Here is a 24,878-nt window from a genome sequence, read left to right as displayed (position 1 = left end):
AAACGTTCTGTAAAAGTGGCCCGCATTGTTCCAGCCCTTGAGGGTTTTGGGAACAGGTGCGGGCTGGGCGGTCAATCACTGGCAGAACTGATCAGAACTCAATGACCTTTGCCGGAATGCCCACCTGCGCCCTTGCCCGGGCCTGTGCCGGCCTCGGCCTTGCGCCCGCCCTCGGCGTCATGGTTCGCCTTGTCGACTTCGGCTGCAGCCTTCTGCGCCTCTTTGCGCAACTGCTCAAGCGCCGCCAGATTGCTCTTGCGCACGCTGTCGACAAAGCCCTGGAACGGCAGATCGGTAATGCCTACCAGGCCAAAGTGACCATTTTCGCCATCCAGAAGGCGCCCCGTCACAGGTTGGTCGAGGTACTGGAACCAGTGCACCCCGACAATCGACGGTTCGGTCAGCGCCTGTTTCAGGAAGTTCGCGTAGGCCGGGCCACGGTCTTCTTCCTTCGCCAGTTGCGTGACGCCGCCCCAGAACGGGCCGCGATCGGTCGAGCCGAAGTTGAATTCGGTGATCAGCACCGGTTTGTCGAGGCTGCGCAGTCGGGCGAAGTCGTAACCGTCCTGGGGTTGCAAGGTGTACATGTTGAAGCTCAGGACATCGCAGTACTGCGCACAGGACTCAACCGCTTCCGGGGTGCTGATGGCGAACCGGCCACCGAGCAACAGCTGGTTCGGCGCGTGCCACTCGAGCGAGTCGGAAATGGTCTTGAAGTAGGTGTCGGCGAAAACCTTCTGGAAATATTTGAAGTCGGCCTCGATTTCCGGGTGTTCGGCGCTTGGCAGAGGCGGCACAAAGCCCGGGTCTTCCATCAGCTCCCAGGCTGGCAGATCGATACCCCAGGCTTTCGACAAGCCTGCCTGGTTGCGATATTTGTCGCGCAACTGCTTGAGGAACGCGCGCTTGGCCGGCACGTCGGTGGTCATTTTCAAGGTGCCGTACGCGAGCGCGTAACGGGCTTTCGGGTCATCGCCTGGACCGGCCCAGGCCAGTTCGTTGTCGGCAAAGTAACCGATCAGCCAAGGGTCGTCGCGGTGGTCCCGGGCGGCAATGGCCACCGCGCGTTCGGTCGCCATGGCGAACCGCGGGTCGAACGGGTCGGGCATCCCGCCCCACCAGTCGCTGCCGGTGCTGATGCTGGCGTAATCGCCGACGATCGACAGGGGCAAGGTGTAGGGAACGCGTTCAGCGTCACCCAGGGTCTCAGCGCTCCAATTACCGAGGGTGTTGAAACCCCAGGCCTGCAGGCGATCGAGGGTGTGGCCGGTCCAGCGCTGCTCATCAAACGTGGTTTTGCAGGGTTCGGCAGGTGTTGGCTCGGCCGCTTTCGCCACCGTCGCATCGACGGCGCCAGTCCGGGCGGCTTCGGCGACACCGGATTCGGCGGTTGATGGCGCGACGGGCGGCTCGGCAGACTTCTCGGCCGTTGCCTCTACCGCGTCTGCCTTGGCCGCTTCAGCGACGCCGGCCTTGGTATTGCTGCCCAATGCACAAGGGTCGCCATGCAGGCGCTGCAAGTTGGCCCCATAGAAGTCGTACCACTTGCCAGCATTGAAGCCCCGGCCCTGATCGACACCGTTACCACCGCGGTTGTCGCCTTCACCGTAGTGATTGGCCAGCGGTTCGTCAGGCTTGGGCAGGGTTTCGAACATCCATTCACGACCGGCGACATAGGTCTGGTTGACGTCCGCCGTAACCGCGTTGACCCCCAGCGAGTAGAACGGATGCCCTTGCGGCGTCACCAGGTACCAGCGGCCGTCGCGTTTCTCGGTGCGGAAAAAGCCGCTGGCCTTGAACGTCGGCCCTGTGGTCCAGCCACCGAACTTGTCCAGGGAGGACTTTTCGCGCTCGACCAGCCAGGTTTTCAGCTGCTGTTGTTCCTTGGCGGCGGCGCTTTTCAGTTGTTCGTCGTTGCTGACTTTTTCTGGCCATTTGGCCCGGGTCGATTGGCCATAAGCGTCCACCAGAGCGCCATAGACCGCTTGGGTCACCCCTTCGCCATCCTGCACGCCAAAGCGCTCCAGCAGGATGCTCTGGGCGACTTTCGGCTGATCCATGGACAAGCTGACCGACACCACCTGGCTGCGGTCCAGTTCACCGGCACTGCTGGCGAGCAAAACCCTTTGACCGTCGACCGTCATCGGCATCGGAGGCCCCGCCTTCATGCCCTGGCTAAGCGGCGAAGTCGGCTGCAAGGGCACCAACAGGGTCTGGGCCGGGCCGGCTGGAAGATCGACGCGACTGACCAATGTCTTGCCATCGTTGCTCTGGATAGTCACGTACAGGGTCACGGCCCAGTTCATCGCGCTCTGGATCCGCAGGCTCATCACGCCCGACTGCGACCAGTCCCACGCCCCGCTCTGCGGCGACAGGCGCAGGGTTGGCCGGGCTACAGGGTTGAACGTCACCCGGCGCAACACTTCGCCTTCAGGCGTCTGTTCAGCATTGGATTGCGGCAGGCTGGCGTCCTGGGTCGCCACCTGGACCACGTCGGCGGGGCGCACAAAGTTGAACAGCGTCTGTTGGCCTGCGGGTGCGGCCAGCAAGGGCGTTGCGAACAGGGCAAGAACGGCAGGTAGCGAGCGACGCAGCGAACGGCGAATCATGAGAACGGAATTCTCCCTAGCGACCCGGTCGGGCCAATGGAAAAGCGATGGTAGAGAGATAGACAACGCGGCGGGCAAAACTGCCCACCGGTTTATCAGGAAATTTCACGACGGAAGGGAGGCAACGCATTGAGGATCGCCTTGCCATAGCGCTGGGTGACCAGGCGCCGATCAAGCAAGGTGATGGTGCCGCGGTCCTCTTCGGTGCGCAGCAGGCGACCGCAGGCCTGGACCAGTTTCAGCGAGGCATCCGGAACCGAAATTTCCATGAACGGATTGCCGCCACGGGCCTCGATCCATTCGGCCAGCGCCGCTTCGACCGGATCATCCGGTACCGAGAACGGGATCTTGGCGATCACCACGTGCTCGCAGTACGCGCCAGGCAAGTCGACCCCTTCGGCAAAACTCGCCAGGCCGAACAGCACGCTGGAATCACCGCCATCGACCCGCGCCTTGTGTTTGTTCAGGGTTTCCTGTTTCGACAAGTTGCCTTGAATGAACACTTGCTTGCGCCAGTCGCGGTCCAGGCCGTCGAACACGTCCTGCATCTGTTTGCGCGAGGAAAACAGCACCAGCGTGCCCCTTGAGCCTTCGACCAGCTCTGGCAGATCGCGGATGATCGCCGCGGTATGGGCCGCCGCATCCCGCGGATCGGCGTTCAGGTTCGGCACCCGCAACACACCGGCGTCGGCGTGATGGAACGGGCTCGGCACCACGGCGGTCACGGCTTTTTTCGGCAGGCCGGCGCGCATGCGGAAGCGGTCGAAGGTGCCCAGGGCAGTCAAGGTCGCCGAAGTCACCAGCGCGCCATAGGCCACGTTCCACAGGTTTCGCCGGAGCATTTCCGCCGCCAGGATGGGACTGGCGTTGACTTCGATATCGAACAGCGAGCCGCTTTCCGACAGGGTCAGCCAGCGGGCCATGGGCGGGTTGTCTTCCGGGTCTTCGGCGGTGAAGGCGACCCACAATTCCCAGTTGCCCGAAGAGCGGGACAACAGGCTGCCAAACAGCGGATACCACTCTTCGGCCTGGTTACTGGCGATCCCGATATTGACCTCGCCGTCCATGCCTTCCTTGAGCAATTCCGTGAGGCGGGTAAACAGGTCAGTCAGGCGCGCGAAGCCTTTCTTCAGCTCGATGCCCATTTCGCGCATGTGCTCGGGAATCACCCCGCCGACGAAACGGTGACGCGGGCGTTCGCGGCCCTCGACATCTTCGCCGGGTTTGAAATCGGCGGCCTGTTCGCAGGCGGTGAACATGAACTGCTGCTGGGTCTTGATCTCCCGCGCCAGCTCCGGCACTTGCTCGATCAGCTTGCCCAGGTCACCCGGCAAGGGATGCTGGGCCAGCAGCTTGGTGAGGTTCTTGGCGGTGGTTTCCAGCCAGTCGGCAGTGGAGCGCAGGCGCGTGTAATGGGCGAAGTGGCCGATGGCCTTGTCCGGCAAGTGATGGCCTTCGTCGAACACGTAGATGGTGTCGCGCGGATCGGGCAGCACGGCACCGCCACCCAGTGCCAGGTCGGCCAGGACCATGTCGTGGTTGGTGACGATCACATCGACCTTGCCCATGCCTTCGCGGGCCTTGTAGAAGGCGCACTGGCCGAAGTTCGGGCAATGGCGGTTGGTGCACTGGCTGTGATCGGTGGTCAGGCGTGCCCAGTCGGCGTCCTCCAGGGCAGTGGACCAGCTGTCGCGGTCACCGTCCCATTTATTGCCGGCGAGCTTCTCGATCATGCTGGTAAACAGCTTCTGGCTGGCCTCATCGACCTCGATCTTGAAGCCTTCTTCTTCGAACAGCTGGGCGGTGGCGGTTTGCGCGTGACCTTCCTGGAGCAACATGTCGAGCTTGGACAGGCACATGTAGCGCCCACGCCCCTTGGCCAGCGCAAAACTGAAATTCAGCCCGCTGTTGCGCATCAGGTCGGGCAAGTCCTTGTAGACGATCTGCTCTTGCAAGGCGACGGTGGCGGTGGCGATCACCAAGCGTTTGCCGGCCGCCTTGGCCGTGGGGATGGCCGCCAGGCTGTAGGCCACGGTCTTGCCGGTACCGGTGCCGGCTTCCACCGCGACAATCGCGGGGTCGCCACTGCGCCGGCCTTCGTCGTCGGTGTCGATGTCACCGAGGACCTTGGCGATTTCGGCGATCATCAGGCGTTGGCCGTAGCGCGGCTTGAGGCTCTTGGCTTCGAGAAAACGCGAATAGGCGCCCTGGATCGTGGTTTTAAGTTCAGTGCTGATCATGGATTGTCGGGCGCAAAAAACGCTGGATAAATTTTCAGTAGTTCGGTTCGGCCGCTATCATACCCCGCTAATGAATCCCGCGCAGAACGGAGTAACCCAATGACACCCTTTAGCCTCATTTACAGCCTGCATGTCCTCGCCGCACTGGTGTGGGTTGGCGGCATGTTTTTCGCCTGGATGGTCTTGCGCCCCGCGGCCTTGAAGGCACTGGAGGGCCCTGCCCGGCTGAAGCTGTGGGTAGAAGTGTTTCAGGGGTTTTTTCGTTGGGTGTGGGTCGCGGTGGTGCTGTTGCCGATCAGTGGCGTCGGCATGATTCATCTGCAGTACAGCGGTTTTGAAACCGCGCCGCGTTACGTGCAGGTGATGATGGGGTTGTATGTGGTGATGACCGCGCTGTTTATCCGGATCCAGGCGTTGATGTTGCCGGAGTTGCGCACGGCGGTGACGGCCCAGGATTGGCCGGCGGGGGCTGCGGTGCTGGGGAGGATTCGCCGGTTGGTGGGGATCAATCTGATCGTTGGCCTGGTGCTGGTGGCGATTGCGGCGGCCAGGCCGACGCTTTAATGCCTCAAGGGACGCGGAGCGTCCCGGGCTGCATTCCCACGCGGAGCGTGGGAATGATCGGTCAGGGGGATTACAACCGCTGCACCGTCACCGAACCCGCAGCCCCCTCCACTCCCGGCTGCCCGTCTACGCCAGGCTTGCCACTCTTGCCGCCATCGGCCTTGTAGACGAAGCAGCCCTTGGCTTTACCGCCCGCCCCCGGCTTGCCGCCAGGTCCGGCCACGCCACCGGCACCGCCGGCCACTTGCACCTTGATTTTGTCGGCCGGGTAATCACGCGGCACGGCCAGCCTGACCGCCGCGCCAGGCGCACCGGCCTGGCCCTTGCTGCCATCGCTGCCGTCGGCACCGCGACCCGCCTGGCCCCAGGCACAACCCGGTGCCTGGCCGTTGGCCCCGTCGAGGCCGACAAAGCCCGGGGCACCCGCACCACCGCGAGCATCCACCAGCAGTTGCGGCGCCTTGAGTGCCTTGATCTGCATGTTCAGGTTGCGCCCGGAGCGGGCAGCCTTCTGGTAGGTCCCCGGTGCGCCACGCGCGGTGATTTGGCTGCCCTCGGACAAGTCGGCACGGTTGACCTTCAGCTCCAGCGGCTGCTCGCCGGGCACAATGGTAATCCGCGCATCGCGGCCCAAGTGCAGTTCACCGACACTGACCTCGGTCACGTTCGAGGGAATCAGCAAGGTGCCGTAGTCGGCCACTTCCAGGCGTTCCAGTTGCAAGGTGCTGGCGGTGTTGGGCAGGCGCATCAGCGAGTTGGTTTCGACACTCACCACCTGGGCGCAAGCCAATGGGCTGATGAGGGCGGCGAGCAGACAGAGTTTACGCATGGGAAGCCTTACGTGCGGTGGGAGCCGGGAGGGTTTGCAGGTGGAAAACGCCGAAAATGAGCACTTTCAAGCGATCGAGCCAAGGGTGGGCACGCCCCCTGAGGCTGCGGTAGCAAAACACCGCCTCCAGCAGATGAAGCCCCGCCAGCAGGCAGCCGGCCAGGTTGACCAGCGGGTGCAGCGGATAGATGAACGGTGTGAGCTGATTGACCAGCACCACCAACCAGAACACCAGGGTCAACAGCTTCCCCAGCCCCCATATCACCTTCATACCCGCCCCCGATGAGAATTATTATTTGCCCGCACAGTAACGGCTTCCACGCGGGATATGCCAGAGGGCAAGCGAAAATTCTTGAGGAAGATGGCAAATGGCCGACGGAACGACATGAATCATCGCCCGACGGCTCTATTGCGCGGTTCAGCGATTGATATGCAATTCCACTCGGCGATTTTTCGCGCGGCCTTCTTCGGTTTCATTATCGGCCACAGGCTCGCTTTTACCCTTGCCTTCGCTGGTGACTTTATCGGGCGCAACGTGCTGGCTGAGCAGGTATTCGGCGACGCTGCTGGCTCGTTTTTGCGACAGTTCCTGGTTGTACTCATCCGATCCGACGCTGTCGGTATGGCCGACCACCTTGATGCTCGCGACGCTGGGGTCCTGCAGTTTGCCCATCACCGAATCCAGCTTGCTTTGCATGCTGGGGGTCAAGTCAGCGCTATTGAACGCAAACAGCACGTCATCGGCATCGCTCAGGGTAATGACTTCGGCTTGCACAGGTTCGGCTTTCACGCTGGCCGGGTATTGCGGCAACGGGCAGCCATGATGTTCCACAGGGGTATTGGCGGGCGTGTCAGGGCAGCGATCGCGACGGTCGAATACGCCATCGTCGTCTTCGTCGCCATCCTGGGCATAACAGATCAAGCCACCGCCCAAGATCCCGAGCGCCGCTCCACCGGCCGCCCAACCGCCACTTTCGATAGCGCCCAGACCTCCGCCGACGAGTCCGCCAAGGAGGCTGCAGATCGGCCAGGTACGTTGATTGAGGGGGGCGGTGCCATCACTGTGAGTAGCGCAACCGGTCAACAGGCTGCCAAGCAGCAGAACCGGTAAGACGGTCCGTGTGAAATTGCTCATTTCTGAAAGCTCCTGTGTCACCGGCCGATGCCGGTTACACAGGAGTAAAGACCCGCATCCACGACTGCACAAGCCGTGGATGCGAGGGGTCTAGCGGTTGATTTTGATTTCCGTGCGACGGTTCATCGCGCGGCCGTCAGCGGTTTTGTTGTCGGCAACCGGCTGGCTTTCCCCAGCGCCGCTGACCGACACGAAGCTGCTACGAGGCACACCGCTTTCGATCAGATATTCCACCACCGAATGCGCGCGACGGTCCGACAGTTTCTGGTTGTAGGCATCGCTGCCCACGCTGTCGGTGTGACCGGTCACGGTCAGTCGGGCGCTGGCTGCTTCCTGTTTCAGGCGAGTGGCAATGGTGTTGAGCTTGTCTTTATCGGCGGCTGTCAGCTTGGCCGAGTCGAACTGGAAGTTGACATCGCGAATCACGATGGTTTCTTCCTTGACCACCACGACCTCTTCAACCACTGGAGCAGGCGCTGGTGGTGGGCAGCCATCGGCATCGACCTTCACGCCTCTTGGCGTGCCTGGGCACTTGTCGCGGCTATCGAGCACACCATCGCCATCTTCGTCACCATCACCGTGAACCCAGCAATAGGCTGCCGCCGTAGCACCGACTACCAACGCGCCATAACCGGCCCATGATGAACTCTCGGTTGCACCGAGACCCGCACCTACGACACCACCGACCGCGGCACAGGTCGGCCAGTCGGTTTTCTGCAAACCTGCGCAACCAGTCAACACACTGGTTAGCAGAACCAGGGGTAATGCTGTCCGAACTATGCTCATCTAGTTTTCTCCTGAAGGATCGGCTTAGAACCGATTCAGGGAGTAAAGACCGGAGTTTTAATCTCCGCCAGCAATAGGCCATAGCAGTTTTGTCCCGTGTTCACAGGCGATCGTGACTTTTCAGGCAAAGCCGCTCTAGGATCGAACAAGCGGGCAGGCTAGTCTTGGCAAATCTGATTGAGGATCTTCGATGATTGCAGGTATTTCTTCACGTACGCCGCAGCAGGCGTTGGCCGCTTTGCTGGACCGTTATGCCCCTGCGCGCCTGTTGTTGATTGGCGCCAGCGAGTTCCCCGCGCTTGAGGCCTTCAAGCTTGCGCACCCGGACACCAGCGTCGCGCATACGGCACCCGGGCCGTTGCCCGCCGAGCTGGCGGCGCGCCGCTTTGATCTGGCGCTGGTGGTCGACTGCCTCGAACACTTGCCCAAGCGTGATGGCCTGAACCTGCTCGGTGGCATTCGCAACCTCAACGCCAGCCGCATCGCGGTGCTGGCCGACCTGCCGGCGAGCGGCTGGCAGGAAACGGATTTTTTCTCCCTGGCGCTGCAAGCCAGCGAACGCTTCCAGCGTGACGAACAGGTGCTGACCCTGTTCACCTATGATCTGCTTGAATACAAACAAGTACCCGACTGGCTCAATTCGCGGTTCTGGGCCAATCCGGAAAATTTCGGGAAATACTGGTGGTAACGCAATGAGTACATCCATTTGCCCTTGCGGCAGCGGCACCCTGCTCGATGCCTGCTGCGGCCATTACCATGCCGGGCATCCGGCACCCTGCGCCGAAGCCCTGATGCGCTCGCGCTATAGCGCCTACGTGCTGGGCCTGATCGATTACCTGGTGGCAACCACCCTGCCCGCCCAGCAGAGCGGGCTCGATCGTCAATCGATCACCGACTGGAGTGCCCAGAGCACCTGGCTGGGCCTTGAAGTCGAGAGTTCCGAAGTACTCGGCGGCCAGCCGGAGCATGCCTTCGTCACGTTCACCGCACGCTGGCACGACGGCAGCGGCGAACACAGCCATCGCGAACGCTCCTCGTTTGTGCAGAATGCCGGACGCTGGTACTTCATCGACCCTACCGTGCAACTGGACATCGGACGCAACGACGCCTGCCCTTGCGCGAGCGGGCACAAGTTCAAGAAGTGCTGTTCGGGGTATTTCGGTAGCTGACACAAGGTCAACGGCTAGACTGGGGTTCAAGGGAGACAAACGACCATGATCACCCAGCAACTCTCACGCATTCTACTCACGCTGGCTCTTTGCCTGGGGCTCGGCGGCTGCGCATCCTGGTTCAGTACAGATGAACCAGACCCCGAGGTGCATCTGGTCAGGGTCGAAGTCGTGCGGGCCAAGCTGCTGGAGCAACGGTTTGTCCTGCACTTTCGCATCGACAACCGCCGCGACAGCGAGTTGACCGTGCGCGGGCTGGAGTATCGCATCCATCTGGGCGACATCCTGTTGGCCGAAGGTGAGCATGAGCACTGGATCTCCGTTAACCCCAGGAGCAGCCGTTTTTACAAGGTGCCGATCCGCACCAACCTTTGGCCCAAGGTCAAGGACCTGGTCAAACAGCTGAAAAACCCCGAGCAGGCCGTTCCCTATCGTCTGGAAGGTGAGATGGAAACCGGTTTATTCATCGCTCACTACGTGCACCTGGCGCGTAATGGCGTGATAATCCCCGCCGATCTAATTCCGGAGCAACCTCGATGACCCAGCAACCCCATGTTCATGGCCCAGACTGCAACCACGATCATGACCATCACCAGCATGATCACGACCATGGCCATGTACACGGCCCGAACTGCGGCCACGCCCACCAGGAACCGGTGCGCAACGCCTTGAAAGACGTCGGCCGCAACGACCCTTGCCCATGCGGCAACGGCAAGAAGTTCAAGAAGTGCCACGGCGCTTGATCGGCTGAACTGTAGGGCTGGCTTGTCGGGTCGACGCTTTGTAGAAAGCGGCAGGCTGACATACCGCGCTGTCTGGTTCGCCGGCAAGCCTGGCTCCTACGCAGATTCAGTCGTTATTGAGAATATGCGCGGTGCTGGTGACCGTGGCGTACTCGCCATGCAGGTTCCCCAGCGACATCCCATGCACCTCTTCGGCTGAGTGGGCATTGCCGAAAAAATCGGCCTTGTCGAAGGTAAAGCAGCCATCCTCCACGACCCAGGTATCAAACCCCAGGTTACCTGCCGTGCGCGCCGTGGACTCCACCGAGTTGTGGGTCGCCACGCCAACGATGACCAATTGCTCGATCCCCGCCTCGCGCAAAACGGCTTCCAGCCCCGTCGAACAAAACGCATCCGGTACCTGTTTTTGAATGTGTCTTTCGCCAGGCGCAGGCAGAAATCGTTCCTGAAATTCCACCCCGGACTGCCCGGGCCAGAACACTGAATCCTCAGAACGGGACAGATGCTGCACGTGGATCACCGGCCGAGCGCTATGGCGCCAATGGCCCAGCAGTTCCAGCATGCGCTCCTCGGCCTGGGGATTGTTCCGCCGACCGAGCTTGGGGTGCAGGATGCCTTTCTGTTGGTCGATGATGATCAGCGCCGCGTTGGTCTTTAGCTCCATGCAGACTTTTCTCGGACAGGGTTGAAGGGCGTGGGCAAACTTAACAGATTCTTTCATGAGGATCGCTCCCATGTTGCATGGGAGCGATCACCCGCGCGGGCTCAATGACCGAACACGCCCACCTTCTTGGCTTTCTTTTCCGTACGCTTTTCGATGGCGGTTTTCAGCGGTTTTTTCTTCGCTGCTTTCTTCGAATCCATACCTTTGGACATGATGCGTACTCCTCTGACTGGGGATGTGAGATCAGGTATACACCTATCGCAGCCGGCGTGTTCTTTTATAATCACCTGCTTTGCACACCGACAATCCAAGATCATGCCCGATACCCAGTACACCCGGCTCGACGAGCCGTTATGGCCGCTGATGAACAAGTTTTATCGCGCCCACCAATCGTCGATGAAGGCGGTCCGCGACGCACAACTGTGGGTGGCGCGGCGCGACGAGATCATCGCAGCGCTGTGTTTGCGGCCGGTGTCCGGCGGGCATTGGTTGACCGGACTGTTTGTCGACCCGGCCTGTCGCGAACAGGGTGTCGCCGCCGCACTGATCGGCGCGGCCACCCGCCACATAGAAAGCCCGGTATGGCTGTTCTGCCATCCGGACTTGCGCGATTTTTATCAACGTCGCGGTTTTGCCTTCGATCCACCGATGCCGTACGCCATGGTCGAGCGCCTGAGTCGCTACGCCCGCAGCAAGCCGATGATCGCCATGGGCCTGACGCCGTAAGACAGGTCAGTCGTCTGCGTTGGGATCAAGGTCCGGGAACATCACTTCGGTAAACCCGAACTTGCTGAAGTCGCTGATGCGCGACGGGTACAACCGACCGATCAGGTGGTCGCACTCGTGCTGCACCACCCGCGCGTGAAACCCCGAAGCGATGCGCACGATCGGCTCGCCCTTGGGGTCGAACCCTTCGTAGCGGATGTGTTGATATCGATCCACCGCGCCGCGCAGGCCAGGCACCGACAGGCAGCCTTCGAAACCCTCTTCCAGGGTCGGACTCAGCGGCGTGATCAACGGATTGATAAGAATGGTCTGCGGTACCGCTTCGGCGTCCGGGTAACGTTCGCTGTGCTCGAACCCGAAGATCACCAGTTGCAGGTCGACACCAATCTGCGGCGCGGCCAGGCCGACCCCGCCGACGCTTTCCATGGTCTGGAACATGTCGTCGATCAGTTGCCACAACTCGGGGCTGTCGAACATTTCGGCCGGCACTGGCGGGGCAATGCGCAGCAGGCGTTCATCGCCCATTTTCAGGATTTCACGGATCATGGTCAGGTTTCGTCAATGGTCGGTTTGGGTTTTGAATGATCGCGGCCCAGTCCCGACACGTGGTGTTTTTCTTCATGGACGGGGCCATGTTCGCCGGGAACCTTCTCGCCAGGGTCCTTGCCCTCTCGCGACATGTGCTCGATCACCGCATTCATTTCCGCGCCCAGCAGCAACACGGCGGCGGATATGTAGAAGTACAGCAACAGCACGATGATCGCACCGATACTGCCATACATGGCGTTGTAGTTGGCGAATTCCTTGACGTACAAACCGAAGCCCAGGGACGCGATGATCCACACCACCACCGACAGCACCGAACCTGGGGTGATGAAGCGAAATTCCTGTTTGACGTCGGGCATGACGTAGTAAATCAGCGCCACGGCGACCATCAACAGAATCACGATCACCGGCCAGCGCGCGATATTCCACAACGTGACGATGAAGTACTCGAGACCGACTTGCGCCGCGATCCAGCTCATTACCTGCGGCCCGAGCACCATCAGGGCGGCAGCGATAAGCAGCATCCCGGCGATGCCGACGGTGTAGATGATCGACAGCGGAAAGCGCTTCCACGCCGGCCGGCCTTCAACCACATCGTAGGCGGCGTTCATCGCACTCATCATCAGGCGCACACCGGCCGAGGCGGTCCACAGGGCAATCACGATACCCACCGACAGCAGGCCACCCTTGGATTGCTGGAGCTGGTCGATCACCGGGTTCACCTGTTCCAGCGCCTGGGGTGGCAAAACCAGTTCCGATTGCAGGCGCAACCAGGAAAAGAAATCCGGCAGGTGCAGGAAGCCGATCAGGGCAATCAGGAACAGGATGAACGGAAACAGCGAAAACAGCATTTGATAGGCCAGCGCCGAGGCATAGGTCGACATCTCGTCATCGACGAACTCGGTGACCGTGCGCATCATCACACGGTGCAGGGGCAGGCCTCTCATGTCCGGGAAAATCATTCGCGTCTCCATTCGCCGCATACAGGGTTGGGTTGAGATCGTGGCGACTCAGGGGCCGCTTGTATTGATCAAACTAGCCTACCTGGCGACTTTGAAACGATTTCGTCGCTCAAGTTCAGGCTGACACAAAAACGGCCATCCGTGGATGGCCGTTTCTTACGCTCACAAAAGGCCGCATTACGCTTTGTCGACACCTTTCTTGATCGCGTCCTTGGCTTTGCCGACGGCCTGCTGGGCCTCGCCTTTCCGTTCCTGAGCCTTGCCTTCCGCTTGCAGGTTGGGGTTATTGGTGGCCTTGCCCACGCCTTGCTTGACGTTACCCGCGGCTTCGTTGGCCATGCCTTTGACTTTATCGCTTGTGCTGCCCATGGTGTTTCTCCTGTGAACATCTCAATGAGAAAAAGTGGTTACACAAGGTTGACCGGGGGCGTTTGCAGGGAGTTTCATTTATTTTCCGCTGACATTTCATCGTTCAATGCAGGTTGGGCTTTATGTTTGCCCGGCAACCCCCGAGAATGCGCAACGTATTCAGGCCCTGGCGCTGAAGATCCAATTTTGTAGGAATGTTATGAAACTCGATAAAAAGCAGGCCATTGCCCGCAGAAATCAGGAACTCGGCGGTGCTGTGCTTGGCGTCAACAATTGCCACTTCACCGAACTGAACCGCAACCGCAACATCTGGTGGTTCGACATCCCGGTGTCGCGCCTGGCGGTGGGTCAGTACGAGTGGATTCACCTGCTGATGCACACCCCGGACACCGACGAACTGCTGCACCTGAAAGTGCCGACGGTGTTCCTGCGCGAGAAGCTCGAAGGCCTGGTGGTGCGCAATGAAGGCAAGCGCAAGGCAGCCCTGAGCCTGGAATTGAGCGCCGACAAGGACTCGTTCCTGCAGGACATGCGCCCGGCGGGCACCAACGTCAATTTCGCGCCGTTTCGCCAGTAACACCCGCTCTCTGCACTGATCGTTCCCACGCTCTGCGTGGGAACGATCAATTGAGCACAAACAAAAAGCCCCGCATCTGCGGGGCTTTTTTTGTTACGCGGCGGTTTTCTTCGCGTTGATCTTCTTCAGCTCTTCATCACGCAGTTCACGACGCAGGATCTTGCCAACGTTGGTGGTCGGCAGCGCATCGCGGAATTCCACGGCTTTCGGAACCTTGTAGCCGGTGACGTTGGCGCGCATGTGCTCCATCACCTGTTCCTTGGTCAGGGTCACGCCCGGCTTGGCGACGATGAAAATCTTGATCGCCTCGCCCGACTTCTCGTCCGGCACGCCGATGGCCGCGCATTGCAGCACGCCCGGCAGGGTCGCCAGCACGTCTTCGAGCTCATTCGGGTACACGTTGAAACCGGACACCAGGATCATGTCTTTCTTGCGATCGACAATGCGCATGTAGCCATCGGGCTGGATCAGCGCGATGTCGCCGGTCTTCAACCAGCCTTCGCTGTCGAGGATTTCATCGGTGGCTTCCTGGCGCTGCCAGTAGCCCTTCATGACTTGCGGCCCCTTCACACACAACTCACCGATTTCGCCCATTGGCTGCTCGACACCGGCATCATTGACGATTTTGCACAGGGTCGACGGAACCGGAATACCGATGGTGCCGATCTGGATGTTCTGGATCGGGTTGACCGTGGCCACCGGACTGGTTTCGGTCATGCCGTAACCTTCGCAAATGGCGCAACCGGTGACCGCTTTCCAGCGCTCCGCCGCCGCCAATTGCAGGGCCATGCCGCCGGACAGGGTGACTTTCAGCGCAGAGAAATCCAGCTTGCGGAAGCCTTCGTTGTTGCACAGGGCCACGAACAAGGTGTTGAGGCCGACGAAACCGCTGAACTTCCACTTCGACAGTTCCTTGACCATCGCCGGCAGGTCGCGCGGGTTGCTGATCAGGATGTTGTGGTTGCCGATCAACATCATCGCCATGCAATGAAAGGTGAAGGCATAGATGTGGTACAGCGGCAGCGGCGTGATCAGGATCTCGCAACCCTCATTGAGGTTGGAGCCCATCAGCGCCTTGCACTGCAGCATGTTCGCCACCAGGTTGCGGTGGGTCAGCATCGCGCCCTTGGCCACGCCGGTGGTGCCGCCGGTGTATTGCAGCACAGCCACATCGCTGCTGGCCGGGCTGGCTTCGGTCACGGGCTGGCCGTGGCCCTTGCTCAGCACGTCGTTGAACTTGACGGCTTTGGGCAAGTGATAGGCCGGCACCATCTTCTTCACGTACTTGATCACGCTGTTGATCAGCAGACGCTTGAGCGGTGGCAGCAGGTCCGCCACTTCCGTGACGATCACGTGCTTGACCCCGGTTTTCGGCACCACGGTTTCAGCCAGGTGAGCCATGTTGGCCAGGCAAACCAGGGCTTTGGCACCGGAGTCGTTGAACTGGTGTTCCATCTCCCGCGCGGTGTACAGCGGGTTGGTGTTGACCACGATCAAGCCGGCGCGGATGGCACCGAAGACGGCAACCGGGTACTGCAACACGTTCGGCAGTTGCACGGCGATTCGATCGCCCGGCTGCAAATCGGTATGCTGTTGCAGGTAAGCGGCAAAGGCACCGGACAACTCATACAGCTCACCGTAGGTGATTGTCCTGCCCAGGTTGCTGAAAGCCGGTTTGTTGGCGAAGCGTTGGCAGGACTGCTTCAACACTGCCTGAATATTCGGGTACTCGTCTGGATTGATGTCGGCAGCAATTCCAGCTGGGTACTTATCCTTCCAAAAGTCTTCGATCATGGAAGCCCACTCCTCAGCAACGCGAATTCAACACCGCATTTGATGCGATTATTATTGGTGTTTGTCTATAGGTGAGTCTGGCTTTTTACTAGGCCGAGAAGTCACAAAGCGCGCCGAGAGTAGCAGCTTTAAATTGGGTCGACTAGAGCCAAAAGCGGCCTCTATGGTCACTTTTGTGACTCAAGAACAGTAGTCGGTCATTTTAGAGCAAAAAACCTATATGTCGCTGAAAGCCCCGAAATTCGGGGCTTTCCCTTTAAACGCATCGCGGGCAAGCCCGCTCCCACACGTTTCGCGTCGTTCTCTTACCTTGTGAACAATGCTGAACCTGTGGGAGCGGGCTTGCCCGCGATGCGCGAAGCGCGATCTCTAACGATTATGCGATATCCCGCAACTCCCGCCGCAAAATCTTGCCCACCGGCGTCATCGGCAACGATTCACGCAAGACGATGTGCTTGGGCACTTTGTACGCCGTGAAGTTTTCCTTGCAGTAGGCCTTCAGCTCTTCCAGGCTGACCCCCGCCTCACGGGCCACCACGAACAACTTCACCGCCTCGCCTGAACGCTCGTCCGGCACACCGATCACCGCGCAGTTGGCGACTTTCGGGTGAGCCATGACCACGTCTTCGATTTCGTTCGGGTACACGTTGAAACCCGAGACGATGATCATGTCCTTCTTGCGATCGACGATGCGCACAAAGCCGTCCGGGTCGATCACCGCAATGTCGCCAGACTTGAACCAACCCTCGGCATCCAGCACTTCGTTGGTCGCCTCGGGTTTCTGCCAGTAGCCCTTCATGATCTGCGGGCCCTTGATGCACAACTCGCCCCGCTCGCCCAACGGCTGCTCGACACCTTCGTCGTTGATGACCTTCAAGGTGGTGCCCGGCACCGGCAGGCCGACCGTGCCGATGCGCGACTGGTCGCCATACGGGTTGGTACAGGCCACCGGCGAGGTTTCGGTAAGGCCGTAACCTTCGGTGATGCGGCAACCGGTCAACTGTTCCCAGCGTTCGGCCGTGGCCTTGACCAGTGCGGTGCCGCCGGAGTTGGTGAGCTTGAGGCTGGAGAAGTCGAGGGTCTTGAAATCCGGGTGGTCCATCAGCGCGACAAACAGCGTGTTGAGCCCCAGCAATGCCGAGAACCGCCAGTTTTTCAGCTCCTTGATGAACCCGCCGATGTCCCGCGGGTTGGTGATCAGCACGTTGTGGTTGCCGGTCACCATCATGCACATGCAATTGGCCGTGAATGCATAGATATGGTACAGCGGCAGCGGTGCGATCATCACCTCCTGGCCTTCGCGCAGCAGCGCCTGGCCGTCGGCCGCGAACTGGCTGAGGCAGGCCCGCGCCTGCTGCATGTTCGCCACCAGGTTGCCGTGGGTCAGCATCGCCCCCTTGGCCAGGCCGGTGGTACCGCCGGTGTACTGCAACACGGCGATATCCTTGAGGCCGGCGTTCAGTGGCTTGATGCTCTTTCCTTTGCCCTGGTGCAAAGCGCTTTTGAAGGAAATGGCCTGGGGCAAGGAATAGGCCGGGACCATTTTCTTCACCTTGCTCACCAGCGTATTGACCAGCCAGCCCTTGGCGGAGGGCATCAGGTCGCCCATCCTCGCTTCGATCAGGTACTGGATGTCGGTGTCCGCCAGCACTTCCTGGACCTTGGCCCCGAACATGTTCAGGTACACCAGTGCCCGGGCACCGGAGTCCTTGAACTGATGACGCATCTCCCGCGCGGTGTACAGCGGATTGGTGTTGACCACGATCAGCCCGGCGCGCAAGGCGCCGAACACAGCGATCGGGTATTGCAGGACGTTGGGCATCTGCACCGCGATGCGATCCCCCGGCACCAGGTCGGTGTGGGCTTGCAGGTAACCGGCGAACGCTGCGCTGTAGCGTTCCAGTTCGGCGTAGGTCAGGGTGACGCCCATGTTGCTGAATGCCGGGCGATCCGCGAACTTCTTGCAGGAACGTTCGAACACCTCGATGACCGACTTGTATTCAGTGACATCAATGTCCAGGGGTACGCCGGCCGGGCGTTTGTCATTCCAGAAATCAGGTTGCATTGTTCTTGTCCTCTTTACCTGAACCTATCCGGGGCCGCTGATCTGTCATTTCTCGACAACAGAACGCGGAGCTTCACGGACACTAGCAGCTATGGTGAATCAGGCAAATATGGGCCAAGGCGTCATTGATCGTGTGAATCTTCCCGCCGTGGCGTGGGCTGATGCCAGCGCCGTTATGCGCTATACAATGCAACCACCTCGCGCCCCCTGCATGGAAAGGAATCGCCATGATCCACGACACGTTCTGGCTGACCACCAGTGACCGCAGCCGTCTCTTCGTCAACCAGTGGCTGCCTGCTGGCGGGCTCAAGGCCGTGATTTTGCTGGCTCACGGCATGGCGGAACACAGCGGCCGCTACGCGCGCCTGGCGGGAAAACTCTGCGAACAGGGCTACGGCGTCTACGCACCCGACCAGCGTGGACATGGCAAAACTGCCGAAAATGGGACGCTCGGCCATTTCGCTGACGAAGGCGGCTGGGCCAAAGTGGTGGGCGACCTGGCGTGCCTCAACCAGCACATCGGCCAGCAGCACCCCGGGGTACCCATCGTGCTGCTGGGGCACAGCATGGGCAGCTACATCGCCCAGGCCTATCTGTTGCATCACAGCGCCAGCCTGCACGGAGCCATTCTCAGCGGTTCGAATTTCCAGCCCGTGGCGCTTTATCGAGCGGCCCGCCAAATCGCCCGTGTCGAACGCCTGCGCCAGGGCCCCAAGGGGCGTAGCGCCCTGATCGAATGGCTGTCGTTCGGTTCGTTCAACAAAAAATTCAAACCGGCGCGCACCCGCTTCGACTGGCTCAGCCGAGACCCGGTGGAAGTCGACCTGTACGCCAACGATCCGCTGTGCGGCTTTCGCTGTACCAACCAACTGTGGATCGATTTGCTCGGCGGGTTGCAGCAAATCAGCAAAGCGTCCAATCTCGCCCAGATCGACCCGGGCCTGCCGCTGCTGGTGATTGGCGGCGAATGTGATCCGGTGAGTGAGGGCAAGCGTCTGAAGGATCTGGCCAACGCGTTGCGCGAGGCTGGCAGCCAGAGCCTGCGACTGACCGTTTACCCGCAGGCACGGCACGAACTGTTCAACGACATCAACCGTGATGAAGTGACGAGCGACGTGTTGGCCTGGATCAACCAGGCGTTGAGCAGTCCACGACCACACCGAACCGAATAGTTTTTTGTGAATTTTTTAATTCGTCACAGGAATCCAGACACATGACCCAGGTTACCAACACCCCTTACGAAGACCTCGAAGTCGGCCAGACCGCCAGCTTCAGCAAAACCGTCGAAGAGCGCGATATCCAGCTGTTCGCCGCGATGTCGGGCGACCACAACCCGGTGCACCTGGACGCCGAATACGCCGCCAGCACCATGTTCAAGGAGCGTATCGCCCACGGCATGTTCAGCGGCGCGCTGATCAGTGCCGCGGTAGCCTGCGAGCTGCCTGGGCCGGGCACTATCTACATCGGCCAGCAGATGAGCTTTCAGAAGCCGGTGAAGATTGGCGACACCCTGACGGTGCGCCTGGAAATCCTCGAGAAACTGCCGAAGTTTCGTGTGCGCATCGCCACTCGCGTGTTCAACCAGCGCGATGAGCTGGTGGTGGATGGCGAGGCGCAGATCCTGGCGCCGCGCAAGCAACAGTCGGTGACCTTGACCGAGTTGCCGCCGATCAGCATTGGCTGACCCGCCCGCTACGATCGTTCCCACGCTCTGCGTGGGAACGATCAGCGCTCCCCCTCCTGCACCTGCACGCTCGCCGTCATCCCCGCACTCAAGTTGAGCCCTTCAGGCACGTGGTCGAGTTTGATCCGCACCGGAATCCGTTGCGCCAGCCGAACCCAGTTGAACGTCGGCTCCACCTCTGCCAACAACTGGCCATCCGGCGTGGTATTGCGGTCGGTAATCCCCCGGCTGATGCTTTCCACCCGCCCCTGCAAGGCATCCCCGGCACTCATCAACCAGACCTTCACCGGGTCGCCGACACGAATGCGCGGCAGTTTGGTTTCTTCGAAATACGCCTGAACATAAAAGGTCGAGTCATCGATAAGGGCCATCACCGATTGCCCGGCATTCACATAGTTGCCCTGGGCCAGGCGCAGGTTGGTGATGTGCCCGTTGCGCGGGGCGTGGACCTGGCTGCGGTCCAGATTGATTTGCGCGGCCTTGGCTTCGGCCTGGGCTTCGCGCAGCTCGCCACGTGCGATGCCGGCGTTGATCTGCGCGTTTTCCCGCAGCTCCGCACTGATCGCCTGCGGCCCGAGGCTGGCGCGTCGGCTGGCTTCGCGCTCGCGTAGACTGAGTTGCTGCTGGCGGGTTTGCACCACGGCCTGGGCCTTTTCCAGCGCAGCTTCGAAACGGTCGCGGTCAATGCTCAGCAACAGATCGCCGGCCTTCACCTGCTGGTTGTCGTACGCCTTGAGCTCGCGCACCCAGCCTGACACATCCGGGGAAATCACCACCACGTCGGCACGGATGCGCGCGTCGCGGGTCCAGGGGGTCAGCATGTAGTACTGCCACAAATGCAAACCTGCAAAAATCGCCGCCGCCACCAGGCACAGGGTGACCGCGACACGTACGGAGGTACGCATATTCAACTCCTTACAAAGGTCCGAGGACGACGGTGATCGCGGTCAATACGCAGACGTACAAGGCGCAATCGAATAACGCTTCATGCCAGATCCAGCGGCTCGCTGGCGTCAGGCGCAACAAAAGGCGCAAGGCACCGGTCACCAGCAGTGCCAGCACCACATAAATCAGGAACGGGCTGAGCAGCACGCCGCCCACCGACCACTCACGCAAGCCCATCGACTTCCTCCTGCTGGCGGCACCAGGCGCGCCAGCTGTTTTGCAATTGCAGCACCGCCCCCTGGGCCAGCTTCACCGCATCGCCGGGGGGCAAGGCGTACAAGGTTTTCAGCAACGCTGCGCTCGGTTCGGCCAATGCCTCGGCGCGACTGCCGGCCGGGCCTTGGCGCAGGATTTTTTCCAGGTCATCGAGATAACGCCGTTGCGGCTCGGTGACCGACACCTGCGCCACCGCCAGGCTCAAGCGCAGGTGCAACAATTCATCGCCGATGTCCAGGCCGAGCAAGCCGTCGTCCCAACGACTGCGCGCCGGTTCCGGCAGTTCCGGATAGTGCCGCGCCAGTTGCAGCAAGCGGTCGGCCATGCGCCCGCCGAACCAGCTTTCGGCGCCGGCCAGGTTGCGCCGGGTCAGGCGCACCAGATCGTCCAGGGTGGCCGCCAGCAGGCGTCGGCCATGCCAGGCCGGATTGCGCAGGATCAGCAGATGGAACGCCAGCACCGCCGCTCCGACACCGATCACCATGGCCTGCGCGCTGTTGAAGAACGTTGCGACGTCGAACTGCATCTGGTTCAACGGTGCGACCAACACAATGAAATGCAGGCAAAACGAGGTGGCAGTAGCACCGATCTGCGCCTTGGCCATGCCCAGCGCGCCGAAAAACAGCGGCACACCCATGGCCAGGCAGAGCATCGCGAAACTGCTCCACTGCGGCAGTAGAATTTGCCCGACGATAAACGCCGCTGGAATGGCCAGAAAGATACCCCGCATAAAACTCATGCCGATCTGCGCGCCGTTCTCACGACTGGCAAACAGGCTGCATACCACGCAGGTCAATACCAGTGCACCGGCGGCAGCGGGCCAGGCGGTCGCCAGCCAGAAGCACGACACCACCAGGAAGGCCAGTGCGCTGCGGGCGCCGAACACCAGGGCCAGGGACAGATCGCGGTGCGGTGTCAGGGTTCTCGGCGGGTCGAGTGTTTCACCGCCCTGCTCCACCGCTTTCAACGCCGCGTTTGCCGCCAAGGCGGTATCGATCAACAAGGTGAAGCGGACCAGGCAGTAACTCTGCGCAGAACTGATGCCCGGATCATGGGAAGCATCGAGCAAGCGCGGGCGCAAGGCTTGCAGGGTCGCGCCATCGGCACTGTTCAGCGCCTCCTGAACCTGGTTCATCCAGGGCAACAACTGCTCGGACTCCTGCGGCGCCAACTGCTTCCACTGCCGGCGCACCGAACGGGCAATACGCAGCAGCATCAACAGCTTCTGGCTCAAGCCGCTGATGGCCCGCGCGCGTTGGCGGCCACGGCCGCCTTCGAACCAGGCGTGTTCGCGCTGGGCGTCGACCGCGACGATTCGTCCGAGGATTTCCAGCAGCCCCTTGCGCGCCTGGGCATCACCGGCCAGGGTCGCCTGCGCCGCCTTGATGCCGCTTTGCCAGGCAGCCCGGGCCTGATCCGCCAATTGCCGTTCGACCCGCAGCGGCCAGATCAAGGCACTGCTGGCTGTGGCGCAGATAATCCCCAGGCAGATTTCCGTGCAACGCGCGACCGCCTGATCGAACACCGTCAGCGGATGATTGATGGCGGGCAAGGCAATGATCGCCACCGTGTAACCGGCCAGCACAAATGAATAGGACCAGGCGCTGCGCAACAGTGTTGAACTGGCGGTACACAGCCCCAGCCACAACGCCAGCGCCAACAGGAACAGCCAGGGCGTCTGGGCGAAGACGCCCATGAACACCACCGACATGATTGTCCCGACCAATGTCCCCAGCAGCCGCGCCAAGCCCTTTTGCAGGACCATCCCGGACAACGGCTGGGCTACGATGAAGGCCGTCATCAACGCCCAGGCCGGTTGCTCCAGGCCCCAGCGCAACGCGAGCCACAGCGCAACGCCCCCGCCGATCAAGGTCTTGATCGCGAATTGCACGGCGCGGCGGTCAGGCAGGAACAGGGCCTGCAGAGTGATAGGCACGGAATGGACTCTTGAAAGGACGATTTAACGATAGTCGGCCTGGGCCGTGTAACTTGAAAAACAAATTATTAGCTAGCTATCTATATCCCGTCCAGCAGTAAATCCATAACACAAAAAAACGCCAGGCTGGCTGGCGTTTTTGACAGCTAACGAACGCTTACGAGCGTGCGCGAGCCTGGTTACGCAGGGCTTTTACCTGATCGTGATTGCGTTGTACGCCGTGGTACTGGCGCTCAACGATGTCACGAATGCCCACCAGGTTGTGCTTGTTGATTTTTTCCATGGCGTCGCGGTAGGCCTTCAGCGCATGGTCTTCACCGCGCTCGGCCTCATTGAGCACGGCCTCTTCGTCCTTGCCGGTGAACATCGACTTCACGTCGACCCAGCGACGGTGCAAATCACCGCTGACACTGGTGGAAGTTTCCGGATCGCCACCCATGGAACGCACGGCGCCCTGCAGTTCTGCCGCCGCTGCGGCGCAATCGGCCGAGCGTTGCACGAACAGGGTTTTGAGTTCAGGGTGCTTGATGTCTTCAGCGCAAGTCTTGAACCCTTCCTGACCGTCCTTGCTGGTTTCAATCAGGTCGTTGAGTACAGAAATCGCTTCTTTATTCATGTCGGTCATTTTTCAATTCCTTGCGGGTTGATGAAAGATGCAATAGGTATTGCACTCGTCATGCCAGCCTGGAACCGATCAGTAATTTGTTATTTTTCAATAATTTAGAATCAATCAGAAAATCTGTATCCGTTTTATTTGCATGATCTGTCATTTGGCCTGCATGCAGAATGCCTGTATTTTCCAGACTGATTGATTCAAGGCGATAGATTGATGAACCCCGAAAAGCTCGAACTGCTGATTACCCGGCAAATGCCCTTTGGCAAATACAAGGGCCGAATCATCGCCGACCTGCCCGGCCCCTACCTCAACTGGTTCGCCCGGGAAGGTTTTCCCCATGGCGAACTGGGTGGCTTGCTGGCCCTGATGCAGGAAATCGATCACAACGGCTTGTCCGAGTTGCTCGAACCCTTGCGCGCCAAACATGGCAAACCCGCACCCCGTCATTGAATCGAGTAACCCATGCCCGACAACACCCGCCGTGCCCGTGATGAAGCTTTCTGGCGAACCTTTGCCGACCGCTACGATGTCCAACCCGGCCCGATCAACCTGGAAAACGGTTACTTCGGGCGTATGTCGCGCACGGTGGTCGAGGAATACCAACGCAACATCGAGCTGATCAACCGCAGCAACTCGGTGTACGTGCGCCAGCGTTTCGAACAGGGCGAGAGCCACAGGATCAGCGCGCAGGTGGCCGGTTTGATTGGCGTTGCCGCAGAGAGCGTCGCCCTCACCCGCAACGCGACGGACGGGCTGCAATCGTTGATCCGCAACTACAACCGCTTGCAGCCAGGCGACCAGGTGCTGTTCAGCGACCTGGAGTACGACACGGTCAAGGGCGCCATGCGCTGGCTGGCGCGCAACCGCGGCGTCGAAGTGATCGAGATCGAGCACCCGCATCCCGCCAGTTTCGACAGCCTGCTGGGCGCCTACCGCGACGCCTTCACGCGATACCCGCGACTCAAGCTGATGGCCCTGACTCACGTCACCCATCGCACCGGCCTGGTGATGCCGGTCCAGGCGATTGCAGCCGCCGCCCGGGAGCATGGCATCGACGTGATCCTCGACGGCGCCCACGCGCTGGGCCAGTTCGAATTCGACCTCAATGAGCTGGGTATCGACTTCGCCGCCTACAACCTGCACAAGTGGATCGGTGCGCCGCTGACCCTGGGTTTCATCTTCATTGCCCCCGAGCGCCTGGCCGACATCGACCCGGACATGGGTGAGATGCATTTCCCGGAAACCGACATCCGCGCCCGCACGCCCTACAGCACACCGAACATCCCGGCCTTGCTGACCCTGCCGCTGGTCATCGAGGAACATCACGCGATGGGCGGTTCGGCGGCCAAGGGTGCGCGGCTCAACTACTTGCGTAACTTGTGGGTAAGGCCGGCGCGCGAGCTGTCGGGGATCGAAGTCATGACGCCGGATGACCCCAGGCTGTATTGCGGCATCACGTCGATGCGTTTTGTCGCTCATGCCGAGCAGCAGCCGATGGTTGAGCGTTTGCTGCGCGACTACAACCTGTTCACCGTGGTGCGTAGCGGTGCGGCCTGTGGTCCGTGCATTCGGATCACGCCGGGGCTGACCACGACTGCGGCTGACATGATGCTGTTGACCACGGCTCTCACGGAACTGCGCTGACAACTGTAGGTGCGAGCCTGCTCGCGATGGACGTTAACGATAACGCGGGTTTTCTGGAT

At 60.7% G+C, this 24,878-nt stretch carries 27 protein-coding genes; 11 read left to right on the top strand and 16 right to left on the bottom strand.

Annotated features, from left to right (window positions below; translation table 11 throughout):
- Positions 1 to 98: 98 nt before the first annotated feature.
- Both OH720_RS06300 and dinG read right to left on the bottom strand, forming a co-directional pair.
- Positions 99 to 2,609 (bottom strand): beta-agarase, encoded by a 2,511-nt coding sequence (locus OH720_RS06300; protein ID WP_272604929.1) that lies wholly within the window; start codon positions 2,607 to 2,609, stop codon positions 99 to 101.
- A 95-nt stretch (positions 2,610 to 2,704) separates the two neighbouring features.
- Complete coding sequence (dinG, locus tag OH720_RS06295) at positions 2,705 to 4,849, bottom strand: ATP-dependent DNA helicase DinG (protein WP_008056816.1); 2,145 nt, start codon at positions 4,847 to 4,849, stop codon at positions 2,705 to 2,707.
- Positions 4,850 to 4,948: 99 nt separating this feature from the next.
- Here dinG and OH720_RS06290 point away from each other — a divergent pair, with 99 nt between their 5' ends.
- On the top strand, positions 4,949 to 5,413 hold the full coding sequence (locus OH720_RS06290; RefSeq protein ID WP_272604928.1) for a CopD family protein: 465 nt from the start codon (positions 4,949 to 4,951) through the stop codon (positions 5,411 to 5,413).
- A 70-nt stretch (positions 5,414 to 5,483) separates the two neighbouring features.
- Here OH720_RS06290 and OH720_RS06285 read toward each other — a convergent pair whose 3' ends face one another.
- The 4 genes from OH720_RS06285 to OH720_RS06270 all read right to left on the bottom strand — a co-directional run bounded on the left by OH720_RS06285 (position 5,484) and on the right by OH720_RS06270 (position 8,163).
- Positions 5,484 to 6,242 carry a collagen-like protein gene (locus OH720_RS06285; RefSeq protein ID WP_272604927.1) on the bottom strand — a complete coding sequence of 253 codons (759 nt, stop codon included), beginning with the start codon at positions 6,240 to 6,242 and terminating at the stop codon, positions 5,484 to 5,486.
- Positions 6,235 to 6,513, bottom strand: a complete 279-nt coding sequence (locus tag OH720_RS06280; protein ID WP_272604926.1) for a DUF1145 domain-containing protein — start codon at positions 6,511 to 6,513, stop codon at positions 6,235 to 6,237. The genes OH720_RS06285 and OH720_RS06280 overlap by 8 nt, the downstream gene beginning before the upstream one ends.
- Before the next feature lie 147 nt (positions 6,514 to 6,660).
- Positions 6,661 to 7,377, bottom strand: a complete 717-nt coding sequence (locus OH720_RS06275; protein WP_272604925.1) for an OmpA family protein — start codon at positions 7,375 to 7,377, stop codon at positions 6,661 to 6,663.
- 90 nt (positions 7,378 to 7,467) lie between these two features.
- Entirely contained in the window at positions 7,468 to 8,163 is a 696-nt protein-coding gene (locus OH720_RS06270; RefSeq protein ID WP_180203147.1) for an OmpA family protein, read from the bottom strand.
- 190 nt (positions 8,164 to 8,353) lie between these two features.
- On the opposite strand from OH720_RS06270, the gene OH720_RS06265 reads away from it, so the two are divergent.
- From OH720_RS06265 to OH720_RS06250, 4 genes are read left to right on the top strand one after another with little or no spacing between them, the layout of a single operon-like run.
- The gene (locus tag OH720_RS06265; protein ID WP_008056809.1) at positions 8,354 to 8,851 is read left to right on the top strand and encodes a DUF6231 family protein; all 498 of its coding nucleotides are present in this window, start codon (positions 8,354 to 8,356) and stop codon (positions 8,849 to 8,851) included.
- Positions 8,852 to 8,855: 4 nt separating this feature from the next.
- Positions 8,856 to 9,332 (top strand): YchJ family protein, encoded by a 477-nt coding sequence (locus tag OH720_RS06260; protein ID WP_008056808.1) that lies wholly within the window; start codon positions 8,856 to 8,858, stop codon positions 9,330 to 9,332.
- Positions 9,333 to 9,377: 45 nt separating this feature from the next.
- Positions 9,378 to 9,872, top strand: coding sequence for an LEA type 2 family protein (locus OH720_RS06255; RefSeq protein ID WP_272604924.1), 495 nt, complete (start codon positions 9,378 to 9,380; stop codon positions 9,870 to 9,872).
- A complete protein-coding gene (locus tag OH720_RS06250; RefSeq protein WP_008056806.1) occupies positions 9,869 to 10,075 on the top strand; it encodes an SEC-C metal-binding domain-containing protein in 207 nt (68 codons plus the stop codon). The genes OH720_RS06255 and OH720_RS06250 overlap by 4 nt, the downstream gene beginning before the upstream one ends.
- Before the next feature lie 106 nt (positions 10,076 to 10,181).
- Here the strand turns inward: OH720_RS06250 and OH720_RS06245 are convergent, their stop codons facing one another.
- Positions 10,182 to 10,739: a cysteine hydrolase family protein gene (locus tag OH720_RS06245; RefSeq protein ID WP_272604923.1), complete on the bottom strand. Its 558-nt coding sequence runs from the start codon at positions 10,737 to 10,739 to the stop codon at positions 10,182 to 10,184.
- 315 nt (positions 10,740 to 11,054) lie between these two features.
- Between OH720_RS06245 and OH720_RS06240 the strand changes: the two genes are divergently transcribed.
- A complete protein-coding gene (locus OH720_RS06240; RefSeq protein ID WP_272604922.1) occupies positions 11,055 to 11,465 on the top strand; it encodes a GNAT family N-acetyltransferase in 411 nt (136 codons plus the stop codon).
- Positions 11,466 to 11,471: 6 nt separating this feature from the next.
- Here the strand turns inward: OH720_RS06240 and def are convergent, their stop codons facing one another.
- The 3 genes from def to OH720_RS06225 form a co-directional block, all read right to left on the bottom strand.
- Positions 11,472 to 12,011, bottom strand: a complete 540-nt coding sequence (gene def / locus OH720_RS06235; protein ID WP_130210077.1) for a peptide deformylase — start codon at positions 12,009 to 12,011, stop codon at positions 11,472 to 11,474.
- Positions 12,012 to 12,013: 2 nt separating this feature from the next.
- Entirely contained in the window at positions 12,014 to 12,973 is a 960-nt protein-coding gene (locus OH720_RS06230) for a YihY/virulence factor BrkB family protein (protein ID WP_272604921.1), read from the bottom strand.
- Between the two features lie 177 nt (positions 12,974 to 13,150).
- Complete coding sequence (locus tag OH720_RS06225; protein WP_008056799.1) at positions 13,151 to 13,342, bottom strand: CsbD family protein; 192 nt, start codon at positions 13,340 to 13,342, stop codon at positions 13,151 to 13,153.
- A 199-nt stretch (positions 13,343 to 13,541) separates the two neighbouring features.
- Between OH720_RS06225 and OH720_RS06220 the strand changes: the two genes are divergently transcribed.
- A complete protein-coding gene (locus tag OH720_RS06220; RefSeq protein ID WP_008019269.1) occupies positions 13,542 to 13,919 on the top strand; it encodes a hypothetical protein in 378 nt (125 codons plus the stop codon).
- Positions 13,920 to 14,012: 93 nt separating this feature from the next.
- On the opposite strand, the gene fadD1 is transcribed toward OH720_RS06220, so the two are convergent.
- Both fadD1 and fadD2 read right to left on the bottom strand, forming a co-directional pair.
- Complete coding sequence (gene fadD1, locus OH720_RS06215; RefSeq protein WP_272604920.1) at positions 14,013 to 15,713, bottom strand: long-chain-fatty-acid--CoA ligase FadD1; 1,701 nt, start codon at positions 15,711 to 15,713, stop codon at positions 14,013 to 14,015.
- A gap of 376 nt (positions 15,714 to 16,089) precedes the next feature.
- Positions 16,090 to 17,778 (bottom strand): long-chain-fatty-acid--CoA ligase FadD2, encoded by a 1,689-nt coding sequence (gene fadD2, locus OH720_RS06210; RefSeq protein WP_272604919.1) that lies wholly within the window; start codon positions 17,776 to 17,778, stop codon positions 16,090 to 16,092.
- 227 nt (positions 17,779 to 18,005) lie between these two features.
- Between fadD2 and OH720_RS06205 the strand changes: the two genes are divergently transcribed.
- The gene (locus OH720_RS06205) at positions 18,006 to 18,950 is read left to right on the top strand and encodes an alpha/beta hydrolase (protein ID WP_272604918.1); all 945 of its coding nucleotides are present in this window, start codon (positions 18,006 to 18,008) and stop codon (positions 18,948 to 18,950) included.
- A 41-nt stretch (positions 18,951 to 18,991) separates the two neighbouring features.
- Positions 18,992 to 19,462, top strand: coding sequence for a MaoC family dehydratase (locus OH720_RS06200; RefSeq protein ID WP_008056792.1), 471 nt, complete (start codon positions 18,992 to 18,994; stop codon positions 19,460 to 19,462).
- Positions 19,463 to 19,503: 41 nt separating this feature from the next.
- Here OH720_RS06200 and OH720_RS06195 read toward each other — a convergent pair whose 3' ends face one another.
- The 4 genes from OH720_RS06195 to OH720_RS06180 form a co-directional block, all read right to left on the bottom strand.
- Positions 19,504 to 20,367, bottom strand: coding sequence for an efflux RND transporter periplasmic adaptor subunit (locus tag OH720_RS06195; protein WP_272604917.1), 864 nt, complete (start codon positions 20,365 to 20,367; stop codon positions 19,504 to 19,506).
- A 10-nt stretch (positions 20,368 to 20,377) separates the two neighbouring features.
- Positions 20,378 to 20,584 carry a DUF1656 domain-containing protein gene (locus OH720_RS06190; protein WP_008056790.1) on the bottom strand — a complete coding sequence of 69 codons (207 nt, stop codon included), beginning with the start codon at positions 20,582 to 20,584 and terminating at the stop codon, positions 20,378 to 20,380.
- On the bottom strand, positions 20,571 to 22,559 hold the full coding sequence (locus OH720_RS06185; protein ID WP_272604916.1) for an FUSC family protein: 1,989 nt from the start codon (positions 22,557 to 22,559) through the stop codon (positions 20,571 to 20,573). The genes OH720_RS06190 and OH720_RS06185 overlap by 14 nt, the downstream gene beginning before the upstream one ends.
- Before the next feature lie 157 nt (positions 22,560 to 22,716).
- The gene (locus tag OH720_RS06180; protein WP_272604915.1) at positions 22,717 to 23,184 is read right to left on the bottom strand and encodes a ferritin-like domain-containing protein; all 468 of its coding nucleotides are present in this window, start codon (positions 23,182 to 23,184) and stop codon (positions 22,717 to 22,719) included.
- Between the two features lie 204 nt (positions 23,185 to 23,388).
- On the opposite strand from OH720_RS06180, the gene OH720_RS06175 reads away from it, so the two are divergent.
- A complete protein-coding gene (locus OH720_RS06175; protein ID WP_008056784.1) occupies positions 23,389 to 23,625 on the top strand; it encodes a DUF3820 family protein in 237 nt (78 codons plus the stop codon).
- Between the two features lie 12 nt (positions 23,626 to 23,637).
- Positions 23,638 to 24,819, top strand: coding sequence for an aminotransferase class V-fold PLP-dependent enzyme (locus tag OH720_RS06170; RefSeq protein WP_272604914.1), 1,182 nt, complete (start codon positions 23,638 to 23,640; stop codon positions 24,817 to 24,819).
- The last annotated feature ends 59 nt before the right edge of the window (positions 24,820 to 24,878 follow it).

This window comes from Pseudomonas sp. WJP1, assembly GCF_028471945.1.
Classification (GTDB): Bacteria; Pseudomonadota; Gammaproteobacteria; order Pseudomonadales; family Pseudomonadaceae; genus Aquipseudomonas.
The sequence above is the reverse complement of the archived record's forward strand: the minus strand, read 5'-3'. Positions and strand labels throughout refer to the sequence as shown.